The organism is Prevotella marseillensis, from assembly GCF_900625065.1.
In the GTDB taxonomy this organism is placed as follows: domain Bacteria; phylum Bacteroidota; class Bacteroidia; order Bacteroidales; family Bacteroidaceae; genus Prevotella; species Prevotella rara.
In genome coordinates, this window is the sequence record NZ_UYXY01000001.1 from 1,497,587 (window position 1) to 1,511,635 (window position 14,049).

The following is a 14,049-nucleotide window of genomic DNA, read 5'->3' on the forward strand; positions in this document are numbered from 1 at the left end:
CAAATACCATCAACTTAAATTAAAAAAATTATGAAAATGAAACACATTATCCCAGCAGTGCTATTTGCCTCTGCCTCACTGACAGCAGGCACAGCTGACGTCGGGAATCGACCTGAAGAATCTCGACAACAGTGTCAGACCAGCTGATGATTTCTATCAGTACGCATGTGGCGGATGGATGAAAAACAATCCGCTGCCCGCAGCTTATTCACGCTTCGGAAGCTTTGATCAGCTCGGACTCGACAACAACAAACGCGTTAACACAATCTTGAGCGACCTGCTGAAGAAAGAATATCCGCAGGGCACCACAGAGCGCAAGCTAAGCGACTTCTACAAGCTTGCAATGGACTCTGTGCGCCGCAACAAGGAAGGCGTAAAGCCTGTTATGCCGCTCATAAATGAGATAGAAAAGGCCAAGACCGTGGCTGACCTCCGCAAGGTGCAGCTTAAATATGCTACATTCGGCTATGGAGTGCCTATGGGCATCGGATTTGGAGCTGATGAAAAGAACGCCACAATGAACATCCTGAATATATATCAGGGTGGTATATGCCTCGGCCAGAAGGAATATTATCTTGACACAGATCCTGCAACAACAGCCATAAGAGAAGCTTACAAGAAACACATTGAGCGCATGTTCAAACTCTTTGGTTTCTCTGACGATGCTGCCAAGAAGAAGATGGAGAGCATCATGAAAGTAGAAACTGCGTTGGCAAAAGTTTCTAAGTCAAGCACAGAGCTGCGTGACGTTGCTGCCAACTACAACAAGATGACTATTCAGAACTTTGAGAGCAACTATCCTCACGTAGGCTTAACACAACTTCTGAACGCAGAAGGCGTAAAGAGCGAGTACTTCAAGGAACTCGTTGTAGGTCAGCCTGCTTTCGTAAAGGGTGCAGACAAGATTCTCTCTGAGATGACAGCAGACGAAATGCGTGCTTATATGGAATGGGATGTTATCCTCTCAGCAGCAGGCTACCTGAGCGATGACGTAATAGCTGCCAACTTCGACTTCTTCGGAAAGACAATGTCTGGCCGTAAGGAAGACCATCCACGTTGGAAGCGTGCAACAAGTCAGGTAGAAAGCCAGATGGGTGAAGCTCTCGGCAAGATGTATGTTGAGCGTTACTTCCCCGCATCTTCAAAAGAGCGTATGGAAAAGCTCGTAAAGAATCTGCAGATTTCTCTTGCTGAAAGAATCAAGGCTCAGGACTGGATGAGTGACGACACAAAGAAGGCTGCACTCGACAAACTCGACGCTTTCTACGTAAAGATAGGTTATCCAAATAAATGGAAAGATATGTCAGGCCTGACAATCGACCCCAAATTGTCTTACTATGAGAACGTACAGAACTGCCGCAAGTTCTGGAACGAGTGGGACATCAACTATCGTGCAGGCAAACCGGTTGATAAGGATGAATGGTTCATGACACCTCAGACCGTCAATGCATACTATAATCCGACAACCAATGAGATTTGCTTCCCGGCAGGAATCCTGCAGCGTCCTTTCTTTGATCCTGAAGCAGACGACGCATTCAACTATGGTGCCATTGGTGTTGTTATTGGCCATGAGATGACTCACGGATTCGACGATCAGGGACGCAACTATGACAAGAACGGAAATATGATTGACTGGTGGACAGCCTGCGACGCTGAAAACTTCAATAAGCGTGCACAGGTTTGCGTTGACTTCTTCTCTGCAATCAAAGTTCTGCCTGACCTAAATGCCAACGGTAAACTCACACTTGGCGAAAACATTGCCGACCACGGCGGTCTGCAGGTTTCATACAATGCATATAAGAACGCCACAAAGGACGCTCCTCTGAAAGAGATTGACGGCCTTACAGCCGACCAGCGTTTCTTCTTGGCTTATGCAGGCGTATGGGCTGCAAACATTACAGAAGAGGAGATACGCAACCGTACAAAGAGCGATCCTCACTCTCTCGGCGAATGGCGCGTAAACGGTGCACTGCCACATATCGACGCATGGTACGAAGCTTTCAACGTTAAACCTACAGACAAGCTTTATCTGCCGGCAGACAAACGAGTAAAACTTTGGTAATTTCACCTCAGTGGCAACATCGTTGAAGACATGTTGAATTAATCAAGCCTGAAAGTAGGCTGATGTATGATAGCCCCATGGAAACTTTCCCATGGGGCTTTTTTATATGACAAACTTCATCCCCACAAAAGTTTTTCGGTGCCGATCATACGCTATATCGTTTTTTTTATGTAAGTTTGCCACACGTTAATGAGAAAGAGAGAATAAAAAGATGCCATTACGAATACCAGACAAGCTGCCGGCAATAGACATTCTTAAGAAAGAGAATATCTTTGTCATGGACAGTTCCAGGGCTCACACGCAGGACATACGCCCTCTGCACATCGTCATATTAAACCTCATGCCTCTGAAGATTACGACAGAGACCGACTTGATACGTCTGCTGTCGAACACACCACTACAGATGGATATAACCTTCATGAAGCTTAAAAGCCACACCCCGAAGAATACTCCAATCGAGCACATGCTGGCTTTTTATAAAGATTTTGACGTTCTGAAAGACAAAAAGTTCGACGGAATGATAATTACCGGTGCACCGGTTGAGAACTATGCTTTCGAAGAAGTGACATATTGGGAGGAAGTAACTAAAATTTTTGCATGGGCACGCAATCATGTCACCAGCACATTATATATATGCTGGGCTGCACAGGCAGGGCTCTACTATCATTATGGCATACCCAAATATCCACTGCCAAAGAAGATGTTCGGTGTGTTCAAGCAACACACACTCATGCCGCTTTTACCCATATTCAGAGGCTTCGACGACTTTTTCTACATGCCACAGAGCAGACACACAGAGATACGCAAACAGGATATTGAGGCAACTTCAGGCTTACAGCTCATAGCCGAGTCAGCTGAAAGCGGTGTAAGCATAGTGATGGCCCGCGGCGGAAGAGAGTTCTTCATAACAGGTCATCTCGAATATTCACCTGATACACTCGACAAAGAATACCGCCGCGACATAGGCAAGCGTGACGATGTGGAAATGCCTGTAAACTACTATGCAGACGACAACCCGGACAATCCTCCGTTGGTGCGCTGGCGGGCTCATGCCAATCTCCTTTTCAGCAACTGGATTAACTATTACGTATATCAAGAAACCCCTTACGACATAAACAAAATTGAGTAAAGCTATAGAACTTTTGGCTCCGGCCAAAAACCTGGAATGCGGCATAGCCGCCATCGATCACGGAGCAGATGCCGTATATATAGGAGCAAGCCGCTTCGGAGCAAGAGCCGCAGCAGGCAATACCCTCAGCGACATCAAGGCACTATGCGAGTATGCCCACACGTTCATGGCCAAAGTCTACGTGACTGTGAACACCATTATCTATGACAATGAACTTTGTGCCACCAAAGAGCTTATATCGCAACTATATGAGGCTGGTGCAGATGCCATATTGGTACAAGATATGGCTCTAGCCTCAATGATTGCCTCTGGAGACGGACTTCCGCCTATACCCATCCATGCCAGTACGCAGACTGATAACCGTACAGCAGATAAGGTAAAATGGCTAGCCTCACAGGGATTCAGCCGTGTCGTACTTGCCCGTGAACTCTCGGCAACAGAAATCGCACAAATTCACAAAGCCGTGCCGGACGTCGAACTCGAAGTGTTTGTCCATGGTGCCTTGTGCGTAAGCTATTCAGGCCAATGCTACGCTTCGCAGTATTGTTTTGGACGCAGTGCCAACAGAGGCGAATGCGCCCAGTTCTGTCGTCTAAAATTCGATTTAGAGGATGAACACGGCAACGCCATTGAACGCGGACGCCACCTGCTGTCACTCAAAGACCTATGCCTCATAGACCGCCTCGAGCAACTGCTCGACAGTGGAGCTACATCGCTCAAGATTGAAGGCAGGCTAAAGGATATAACATACGTGAAAAACGTAACTGCAGCCTACAGCCGCAAGCTTAACGATATAATAGCCCACAGCAACGGACGCTACTGCCGCGCTTCGCTCGGCCGCAGCAATTATACTTTTGAACCAAATCTTGATAAGACATTCAGTCGAGGCTTCACCCACTATTTTGCAGATGGACGCAGCGCTGACATGAGTTCACCACTCACCCCAAAGGCTATAGGTCAGTATGTGGGCACGGTAAAGTCAATAAACCGCAACGATATTACCGTAGCTGGCACTGCAGCCTTTTCCAATGGCGATGGTCTGTGCTTTTTCAACGGAAATGACGAGCTGCAGGGATTCAGAGTCAACAGGGCACAAGGCAACACCATATTCCCTCAAAGGATGCCTTCCGGATTGAGTCGCGGCCAGGCTCTCTACCGCAACAGCGACCAAGCATTCGAGAAACTTCTTACGGGCAGAAGCGCTGAACGCAAGATAAACATAACAATGAGTCTGAAAGAATCTGCCCCAGGCAACATAATACTGATGGCAACTGCCGACAGTGTCAGTGCCATTACAGAGTTACAATGTGAGCCGCAAACTGCGCAGAAGCCACAGACCGACAATATTGTGCGTCAACTTACACGACTTGGTAACACACCTTTTAAGTGCACCGACGTGTCAGTTCCACAAGATGGAATAAAAACGTTTATACCATCGAGCCTCCTGTCTCACATGAGACGCGACATTATCCAAAAACTGGAGCAAGCCCTCAGACAGGCTACAGCAGACGCACGCACGGAGGCAAGTAGCAAGGCGGCAAATACAAAAACAGAAAAAGGCGGCAGCAACACATATCCTGCAGCCTATCCGTATCTGTATAATGTTGCCAACAACAAGGCGGCAGAATTCTACAAGTCGCAACAAACTAAAGCGATACCAGCCCCAGAGATCAACATGCCGCCACACGCCCTGCTTATGCAGTGCCGCTACTGCCTGCGTCATGCTATGGGCATATGCACACGCCAAGGGGCATACCCACATAGTCTCAAAGGTCCCCTATACCTGCGCATGACAGACGGCCGCCGTTTCAAACTGCAGTTTGACTGTGCACGATGCCAAATGAACGTCATTGCCGACAAGTAGATTTAATCCCGTCTCCTTCCCGACAAGAAACACTCGCAATACATAGCCATGCAACAAACAATAAACAAATACGCCGCTAAAGCCCTATACACCTGCATGCTGACAATCCTTGTGATACAGGCATCAATGCTGTCGTCATGCTATCACAACACGGGGCGCAGTAAAACCAAAACGGTAGCTACTGCACAGCCAGACACTGCCGCTTTTGAACGCACCCACCACTATTCGTTAAACTACAACTTCGTGGTGAAAGCCGACTCGCTCGTACTGCTGCGCCAGCAGCCAGAAGAATTGCTTAACGGTATGCATACCGACTCTGTATCCGTCTACAAGCACGACCATATCGTCGTTGCCGACATCAGAGTTATGCCATCTGCAACTGCTGATTCTGTATGGATACAAGTAGCACGTGACCAAGAAACCTTCGGTTGGACACGCGAGCAGATGCTATTGGCTTCAACTGTACCCAGCGACCCAATATCACAGTTCATATCAATATTCTCCGATACCCACCTTCTCATCTTTCTTATCGTCATCAGCACAATATCCGTGGCATATCTTATGCGCACCCTACTGCGCCGCAATGCTAGAATAGTTCACTTCAATGACATAGGCACATTCTATCCCACGCTGCTAGCCCTCACTGTGGCTACTGCTGCAGTCATCTACTCAAGCATACAGAACTTTGAGCCAGACACATGGCGCCATTTCTACTTCCATCCCACGCTCAATCCTCTAAATGTACCACCCGTCCTAGCTATCTTCTTGGCTGCCGTATGGACTATGCTCATTCTTTCTCTGGCTGTAGCCGACATTGTACGCCGCCTTTTGCCACCGGCGGAAGCTTTACTATACCTCTGCGGGCTGGCTGGCATCTGCGCCGCAAACTATATAATATTCTCTATAGCCACACTTTATTACATCGGCTATCCACTCTTGGCCGCATACACCTACTTTGCCGTAAAAATCTACTTCAAACGTGCTAAATGCAACTACACCTGCGGCAAATGTGGAGCAGGTCTAAGACACAAGGGTATTTGTCCACAATGCGGAGCAATGAACACGTAGACAAATAACTTAAGAATTGTAAAATGTAAGCAGATGTTTACGGCAAAAAACTAGGCCACTTTTACTTTAAAAGTGGCCTAGTTTTTTGCCGTAAACGATAGGTTAATAATTTGGAACCAAAGTATGTCATCAAACTTTCAGCTTATACAATAATTATTGTAAAAATTCATCACGCATTAAGCCAACACACATACTTTACTTTTATTTCTCAGACAAGAAAATCATATCACATTATTATCAGCAAATTTATCATATACCCAACATATCAATACGAAATCCTGCAATAATACAAATCATTATTACACTGTATCCACAACAATCAACCCATGCATTATAATCCATGCCAAATCATTTCGTTCCAGAGACCGATGATGCGCATTCAGATACAGATAGAGCTGCTTCAGTAATATTTGTATTGACATTTGCCCATGCTACATGTTATCTTTGCGAATAAAAAGCATACAAACTTAACAGAAAAAAGATGATTACGATTAGAAAAAACATGCTGCTGATTCTGTCGTCTGCCATTATGGCTGTATCGTGCAGTGGCAGACACGATGCTCCTGGCACGATACGCACTGTGGACGTGGCCACGGCTGAAAGTATGGCCGATACATCGGCCCGCAAGTATCCTTTCATATCTGAGCCCTACCGCACAGCCGAACTCGCCTTCAGAGTTGGCGGCCATATAGCCAAACTTGACGTTCAAGAAGGTCAGTTCTTCAGACGCGGAGAGGTGATAGCCGCACTCGACGCCCGTGACTTCATTGTAAGGAAAAGACGAGCAGCGGCAATATGCCGTCAGGCTAAGGCTGAATACGAGCGTACTACACGCTTATTTAAGGCCGGCAACATAGCCGAACAGGAGTATGAACGTGCAAGAGCCGATTATGAACGCGCAAAAGCTGACTATGACATGGCTGCAGATGAATTGGACCGTACACAACTCATAGCTCCTTTCAGCGGATATGTACAGACACAACATGTAGAACGCTATCAGGACGTGGCAGCAGGACAGCCAGTGGTTACGTTTATAGATATGTCACGCATAAAGGCAGAGGCCTACGTACCAGAAGACATAGCCGCACAACTACAACAGAACATAGGCGGCAGGACATGTCTGATAAGCTTTGACCGCATGAGCGGCAGGACATTCAGACCGGCAGAAACATATATAACACGTACCGCCACGGGTAACAATATGGCCTTTAAACTGACTGCATTGATAGACAATGGCAAATCACACCTGCCAGGCGGCATGTCTGGCAACATGCTCATTGGACAGACTTCAAATAAGTTTGTTGGAGTAGCCGTACCTCAGAAAGCAGTATGGAGTCCATCCTCTGGAGGCAGTTGTGTTTGGACGATAGACAACAGCGGACGGGTTAGCCGCCGTAACGTCGTCACAGGACGCCTTTTAGGCGGAGGTATGATAGAGATTTGTAGCGGTCTAAAAGCCGGCGAACGCGTGGCCACAGCAGGTCAAGCCATGCTCAATGAAGGCGACACCGTTGCCACACAGGCCGTTGCCAACCGGAAAGGAGGAATGCAACAATGAGAGACGCAGCTGAATTTTGCTTACGCAACAGAGCGCTGAGCTGGTTGGTACTGGCACTTGTGCTTGCGGGTGGTATAATTGCCTATGGCAACATGGGCAAACTTGAAGACGCCCCATTCACAATTAAACAAGCTGTAGTGACAACATCGTATCCGGGAGCCTCACCGGCTGAGGTTAGAGAGCAAGTGACAGACGTGCTCGAAGAATCAATACAGGAACTTGGCGAGCTCTATTATCTGAAAAGCGAAAACAGGGCAGGGCTGTCGAAGATTACCGTTTACGTGAAAAAAGAAATACGCGCTGCTGACATGCAGCAGTTGTGGGACAAACTGCGACGTAAGGTGAACGACGCCCAACCACATCTGCCAGCAGGAGCCGGTCGCCCTGTTGTAAACGATGACTTCGGCGATGTACTCGGAGTGTTCTACGCTCTAAGTTCATCTAACCATAGCTGGCGGGAGCTTGAAGACAAGGCAGACAGTCTAAAAAATGGTCTGCTGGGCATAAAAGATGTAGCCCGCGTAGAGCTGTTCGGACTGCAGGACCGCACCATAGACATTGAAGCCGATCCTTCGCTACTAGCAGCCAGCGGAATAACCATGTCTGACATAACAGCAGCATTCGACAGACAAAATAGAATTGTAGATGCCGGTGCTATAGAAACCGAACACAATCGCATAAGAGTAGAGGCTACCGGCAGTTTTGGCAGTCTTGAAGAGCTAGAGCAACTAACGATTGTAGGACGGGACGGAGCCTACATCAGGCTTGGCGAGGTAGCTCATATAAGCGAAGGTTACCGCCATCCCGCACGCAACCAAATGCGGACCGACGGACAGCCGGCCGTAGGTATGGCCATATCTACTGTGGCCGACGGCAATGTGGTTAATATGTCGGAGCGTGTTGCAGCATACATAGACAAAGCCAGACAAACACTGCCCGAAGGATACAATCTGCAGACAATATACGACCAAGGACATGAGTCGGCCGAGGCCAACGAGGGCTTTGTGCTAAACCTTATAATATCTGTAATAACAGTAGCTGGCGTACTACTTCTATTCATAGGGATAAAGAACGGCATACTAATAGGCAGCGGACTGGTTTTCTCTATCTTCGGCACATTGATATACATGTGCGCAACAGGTATTGCTCTGCAACGAATGTCACTTGCAGCCATAATAATAGCCATGGGTATGCTCGTAGACAACGCTATCGTGGTGTATGACGCGGCATTGGTAAACATGCAGCGCGGCATGCGCAAACGCCCGGCCATACTGTCAGCCGTGGGCACCACAGCCATGCCACTATTAGGTGCAACATTAATAGCTGTGCTGACATTTTTGCCCGTATACCTCTCTCCACACATAACGGGTGAAATTCTATCGTCTCTGTTCATCGTGATAGCAGTATCGTTGCTGCTTAGTTGGATTCTAGCCATAACGCAAAACGTGTTTTTCGTACAAGAGTTTGTGCGCCGTCCACGTCCTGATGAGCTCAAGGGGGAACTGTTCAGAGGCAGACTTTACGATATGTTCAGAAAAGCCCTACGCTTGACGATAAGCCACAGATATGCCGTTACTGCATGCCTTGTCACATTGCTCATTCTAAGCGCAGTTGCTTTCAAGCTCATCCCGCAGCAATTTATGCCATTGCTTAACAAGCAGTACTTCACCATAGACCTGTGGCTACCAGAAGGAACGCGCATAGAGCAGACTGCAGAACAGACACAAGCATTGGCTGACACGCTGAGACAACGCAAAGACATAAAGCACGTTTCAACATTTACGGGGCAGACGCCTCCACGCTACTATCTGGCCAACGCTGCTTACGGTCCTCAAAGCAACTATGCCCAGTGCCTGGTTGAAGCCGTCAGCCCTGAGGCTGCCAGAAACATGCAACAGAAACTGCAGAACGAAATATCACAATCTTTCCCTGATGCATTAGTACGCGTAAATAGCTTTGAGCTGAACTCTGTACCACAGGCCCTCATAGAGGCACGCTTCAGTGGCGATGATCCACGCGTACTCGATTCGCTGACCAATGTGGCAATAGAAATAATGAGACGCAATCCCAAGGTTATGAATGCACGCAATGAATGGGGCAACAAGGCCATGATGATGACCACTCCGTACAATCCTGTAAAAGCAGGAAGGCTTGGACTAGGAAAAGCCGACATGATGACCGCCGTGAAAAGCACTGCCGACGGAGTTGCAGTAGGCATATACAGAGATGCCGACAAGCAGGTGCCTGTGATGTTACACACAGACACCAAGGGCATGATATCACAAGACGCGTTGGGCGACCTGGCTGTATGGAACGGCACAAACTCAGCTCCGTTGGCACAGCTTGCAGACAGCATATGCACGGGATGGGAATGGCCGCTAATGAAAACATACAACAGGCGGCTGTCAATGGCAGCCCAATGTGACGTTAAGCACGGACACACTATGAAGGAAGTACATGCCGAAATACGCAACGAGATAGAACAGATAAAACTACCACCAGGTTACACCTTCTTCTGGGACTCGCAGTATAAGGACCAACAAGAGGCTATGGCCGCACTGACCAAATATTTTCCACTGGCCATAATATTCCTGGTGGTAATCCTCGTAATGCTATTCGGCAACTTCAAGCAACCGCTGATAATATTCCTTATTCTTCCACTCTCAATCATAGGCGTAGTTGTCGGCATGCTCGTCACGGGTTTCCAATTCGGTTTCTTCTGTATTGCCGGATGGCTCGGATTGCTGGGTATGATAATAAAAAACATCATCGTATTGCTCGATGAAGTCAATCTGCAGAGACGCGCAGGCGTACCACCATCTACGGCTATAGTTGAGGCAACTGTCTCGCGTACACGTCCGGTGCTCATGGCTGCCGCAACAACTGTATTCGGCAGCATACCACTGCTGTTCGACATTGTGTTCGGAGGCATGGCAGCAACAATCGTGTTCGGTCTTTCATTTGCCACACTGCTCACTCTCTTTGCCACTCCTGCCCTATATGCCATATTCTATCCAGAAGCAGCAAAGCAAGCCGAAGATACGACAGAAACATGTAAACATGCATAACAAGCAACAGACAAAGTATGAAAATAAAACATATAATAACAATATATGCAGCGTTGACTGCCATAAGCACAAACGTTGATGCTCAAGATGCGACCATGCTACAGGCATACCGCCGTCAGGTGGAAGCCTATAGCCACGACGTAAAAGTCGCCACACACGCATTAGAAGTATATAAAGAAAATGCAGCAGCGGCAAAAGCAGACTTAAAACCAAAGATTACGGGCAACGCCGACGCTAAATATACAGGTAATCCACTCGAACTGAACATAGCACTGCCGGGTACAGACGGCGGCCGCAGCTACACGTTCAGCGGCAGAAACACAAAATACGGTGCATCGCTGACAATGGCTCAACCAATCTACACGGGCGGACTGCTCAAGGCTTCCTACGGAAAGGCCAAAGCAGAAAGCGAGAATGCTGCATTCGAGAAAAAACGCATAACCAACAATCTTATATATCAAGCCGATCAGACATACTGGAACTATGTAGCAACACGCGAAATGGTAACAGTGGCACAGAGACATCGTGATGCCGCAGCCGCACTTGCAGAGGCTGTAGCATTACGTGTAAGCAACGGATATACCGGCCGCAACGATCTTCTGACAGCCGAAGTGCGTCTCAACGATGCCGAATATCAACTGCAGCGTGCGCTAACTGATGCCGAAAATGCTCGGCTTGCCCTAAACTCGCTGGCTGGTGTCGGTTCATCTGATATGATACCGGCAGATACCATGCTATGCCCCGATACAACAATACCTTCAACGGGGCAAAGTATATACAATCGTCCCGAAATGGCCATGGCGAGCAAACAAGTAGACATAAAAGGCTATGAGGCACGCATGGCCGATGCAGCCTACAAGCCGAACTTGTCTGTAGGCATCAACGGAAGCTACACATCACCTGGATACGACTTCAGGGCGGCCCCAGACCCCAACTATTCTGTATATGCTACACTAAGCATCCCTATATTCGAATGGGGAAAGAGGGGCAACACCCGACGTATGGGAAAACATGCCACAGCGGTAGCCGAGGAACAGATGAGAAGCACAGCCGACAGGCTGCAGCTTGAAGCAGAAACGGCTAGATGTAACTACACAAAGGCATGCGAACAGGTAAAACTGACAGCAAGCTCACTTCTCAAAGCAGAAGAAAGCCGCAGACTGACCACAGAAAAATATTATGAAGGAAGTGTGTCTGTTACAGACGTCATCAACGCTCAGATATACTACCTCGATGCATGTCGGAATCACATAGCATCAAAACTTGATGCCTGCATGGCCAAAAGCTCACTCGAATATGTGTACGGATATTGAAAATAATTTATTATTTTTGCATTCGCAGCGCAGTATTTCACCAAACAGGCATCCAAACGGCATGCTACTCCATATTGCCGGACACACACATGTAATATAAAAATATGACAACTAATGACAATAACCTGCAGCATGGATCGGTGCTCACCGACATACTTGTCTATTCTGCAATAGGCTGCTGCTCATACCTGCTGCTCATAATTTGCGGTGACATGCCGGCCATAAGTAGCCAGCACCTGACCACACCGGAAAGCATCATTGCCGTATTACTGCTGTTCAACGGTGTTGGTCTGAGCCTGCGCTTTGTCAACCGGCGCATGAGTGCGTCCTATCCCGCATGGATAAAAAAGCGCAGCCGCATGTTCACATTCCTTGCTATAGCAGCCGCAGCCCTACTCTGCTCTAATTATCTGCTGCTTGTGGCCACCAAAGTCATAGGTCACTCCCCAAGGCCGATGGCCTTGGCATGGCGAGGGGCCGGAGCACTGCTGGGCGTATGGCTAATAGAGTTGCTGGCCGTAAGTCTGTTCCTCATTAACAGGTTTTATGCCGACATAGCAGAACATCGCCGCAGGGCACGACAACTGGAAGATGCCTCAGCCAAAGCACAATATGCAGCTCTGCAAAGCCAGCTAAACCCCCATTTTCTATTCAACAGTCTGAATACACTCGTGGCTGAAATAGAATATAACCCAGCTGGTGCAGCCGAATTTACGCGCAACTTGGCCGACATATACCGCTACATTCTCGATTGCCACGAGAAACAAAGTGTAAGCCTCAACGAAGAAATTAGGTTTGCCCAAACCTACTTACAGCTACAAAGAGTGCGGCTAGGCGACTGCATACAACTTGAAACAAAGCTCGACAGTAGCGAGGGCTACATGCAACTGCCGCCACTGACACTACAGTTGCTAACAGAAAATGTTATAAAGCACAACATCGTTAACACGTCAAATCCCGCAACCATAAAACTATGGTGTGAAGAAAACGACGACTCACCCTGGCTGGCCGTAAGCAACACACTGACACCCAAGCCTGTAATTGGCACCTCAGGACATGGACTTCAGAATTTGTCAAAGCGTTGCAGACTGCTATGTGGACGTGACATACGCATCATTGCCGACAACAATACTTTTACCGTAAAAATCCCCATGATATATGACTAACATTACTGCTGCAATAATAGACGACGAGTTGCCGGCAGCCCGCCTGCTCTTTAGTATGGTGAACAAGATAAGACCAGAATGGCACACACATATCGTGCCTGGCAGCATAAGCGAAGCCTCCCTGTGGCTCGACCACTCAGGCGTCCGTCCCGATATAATGTTTCTCGACATACAACTCTCTGACGGCACATCGTTCGGACTCGTAGACAAGCTGCCGACCGAATGTATGATTGTATTCACCACAGCCTACGACGAGTATGCACTGAGGGCATTCGACCTTAACAGTATTGACTACTTGCTAAAGCCTATACGCGTTGAGCGTCTTGAGACTGCAATAGCTAAATTTGAACGCTACCACAACGCCGGACTTCTTGGCAGCCTCAGCAAATATCTTGCAAGAGCGATGCACGAAGACGCTGCTAATACATACCGCGAACGTCTGCTTGTGTCGGCAGGCCGGAAACTTTACACATTGCAAATAGACGACGTTGCATACTTCCGCTCGGAAGACAAAATAACAATAGCCACCACATGGCCCGGAACTGAGCACATCGTAGACCCGCCATTGAGTAGCCTGGAGCAGCAACTCGACCCGAAAAACTTCTTCAGAGCAAACCGACAGTTTATCGTCTCGGCAAAATCTGTGAGAAGCATAGAGCCCTACTTTGGCGGACGCTGGGCCATGAAAACATCACCCAACTGCAAAGAGCCAATCATTATAAGCCGTGAAAAAGCCTCTGCACTTAAAGTGTGGCTCAATTCATAGGAACAATGCACAAAAGAACTAAAAGCAACAACCATCTGGCACATCATCAATACAT

Annotated in this window: 8 protein-coding genes and 1 pseudogene; all 9 read left to right on the forward strand. The window is 47.9% G+C overall.

Annotation, left to right across the window (positions count from 1 at the left end; genetic code table 11):
• Positions 1 to 30: 30 nt before the first annotated feature.
• The 9 genes and pseudogenes from EJL04_RS06280 to EJL04_RS06320 all read left to right on the forward strand — a co-directional run bounded on the left by EJL04_RS06280 (position 31) and on the right by EJL04_RS06320 (position 13,994).
• Positions 31 to 2,062: pseudogene (locus tag EJL04_RS06280) on the forward strand (M13 family metallopeptidase).
• 211 nt (positions 2,063 to 2,273) lie between these two features.
• Complete coding sequence (gene metA, locus EJL04_RS06285) at positions 2,274 to 3,191, forward strand: homoserine O-acetyltransferase MetA (RefSeq protein ID WP_125104410.1); 918 nt, start codon at positions 2,274 to 2,276, stop codon at positions 3,189 to 3,191.
• Positions 3,184 to 5,055 (forward strand): peptidase U32 family protein, encoded by a 1,872-nt coding sequence (locus EJL04_RS06290; protein WP_125104411.1) that lies wholly within the window; start codon positions 3,184 to 3,186, stop codon positions 5,053 to 5,055. The genes metA and EJL04_RS06290 overlap by 8 nt, the downstream gene beginning before the upstream one ends.
• 48 nt (positions 5,056 to 5,103) lie before the next feature.
• A complete protein-coding gene (locus EJL04_RS06295) occupies positions 5,104 to 6,123 on the forward strand; it encodes a zinc ribbon domain-containing protein (protein WP_125104412.1) in 1,020 nt (339 codons plus the stop codon).
• 481 nt (positions 6,124 to 6,604) lie between these two features.
• Entirely contained in the window at positions 6,605 to 7,681 is a 1,077-nt protein-coding gene (locus EJL04_RS06300) for an efflux RND transporter periplasmic adaptor subunit (protein WP_125104413.1), read from the forward strand.
• The gene (locus EJL04_RS06305) at positions 7,678 to 10,749 is read left to right on the forward strand and encodes an efflux RND transporter permease subunit (protein ID WP_125104414.1); all 3,072 of its coding nucleotides are present in this window, start codon (positions 7,678 to 7,680) and stop codon (positions 10,747 to 10,749) included. Before EJL04_RS06300 ends, EJL04_RS06305 begins: the two co-directional genes overlap by 4 nt.
• A 17-nt stretch (positions 10,750 to 10,766) precedes the next feature.
• Positions 10,767 to 12,062, forward strand: a complete 1,296-nt coding sequence (locus tag EJL04_RS06310) for a TolC family protein (protein WP_241209950.1) — start codon at positions 10,767 to 10,769, stop codon at positions 12,060 to 12,062.
• A 104-nt stretch (positions 12,063 to 12,166) separates the two neighbouring features.
• The gene (locus EJL04_RS06315; RefSeq protein WP_125104415.1) at positions 12,167 to 13,228 is read left to right on the forward strand and encodes a sensor histidine kinase; all 1,062 of its coding nucleotides are present in this window, start codon (positions 12,167 to 12,169) and stop codon (positions 13,226 to 13,228) included.
• Complete coding sequence (locus tag EJL04_RS06320) at positions 13,221 to 13,994, forward strand: LytR/AlgR family response regulator transcription factor (RefSeq protein WP_125104416.1); 774 nt, start codon at positions 13,221 to 13,223, stop codon at positions 13,992 to 13,994. Before EJL04_RS06315 ends, EJL04_RS06320 begins: the two co-directional genes overlap by 8 nt.
• The last annotated feature ends 55 nt before the right edge of the window (positions 13,995 to 14,049 follow it).

Coding starts and splice junctions, on each gene's coding strand:
- EJL04_RS06295 (WP_125104412.1), top strand. CDS start 5,104: ATGCAACAAACAATAAACAAATACGCCGCTAAAGCCCTATACACCTGC.
- EJL04_RS06305 (WP_125104414.1), top strand. CDS start 7,678: ATGAGAGACGCAGCTGAATTTTGCTTACGCAACAGAGCGCTGAGCTGG.
- EJL04_RS06310 (WP_241209950.1), top strand. CDS start 10,767: ATGAAAATAAAACATATAATAACAATATATGCAGCGTTGACTGCCATA.
- EJL04_RS06315 (WP_125104415.1), top strand. CDS start 12,167: ATGACAACTAATGACAATAACCTGCAGCATGGATCGGTGCTCACCGAC.
- EJL04_RS06300 (WP_125104413.1), top strand. CDS start 6,605: ATGATTACGATTAGAAAAAACATGCTGCTGATTCTGTCGTCTGCCATT.
- metA (WP_125104410.1), top strand. CDS start 2,274: ATGCCATTACGAATACCAGACAAGCTGCCGGCAATAGACATTCTTAAG.
- EJL04_RS06320 (WP_125104416.1), top strand. CDS start 13,221: ATGACTAACATTACTGCTGCAATAATAGACGACGAGTTGCCGGCAGCC.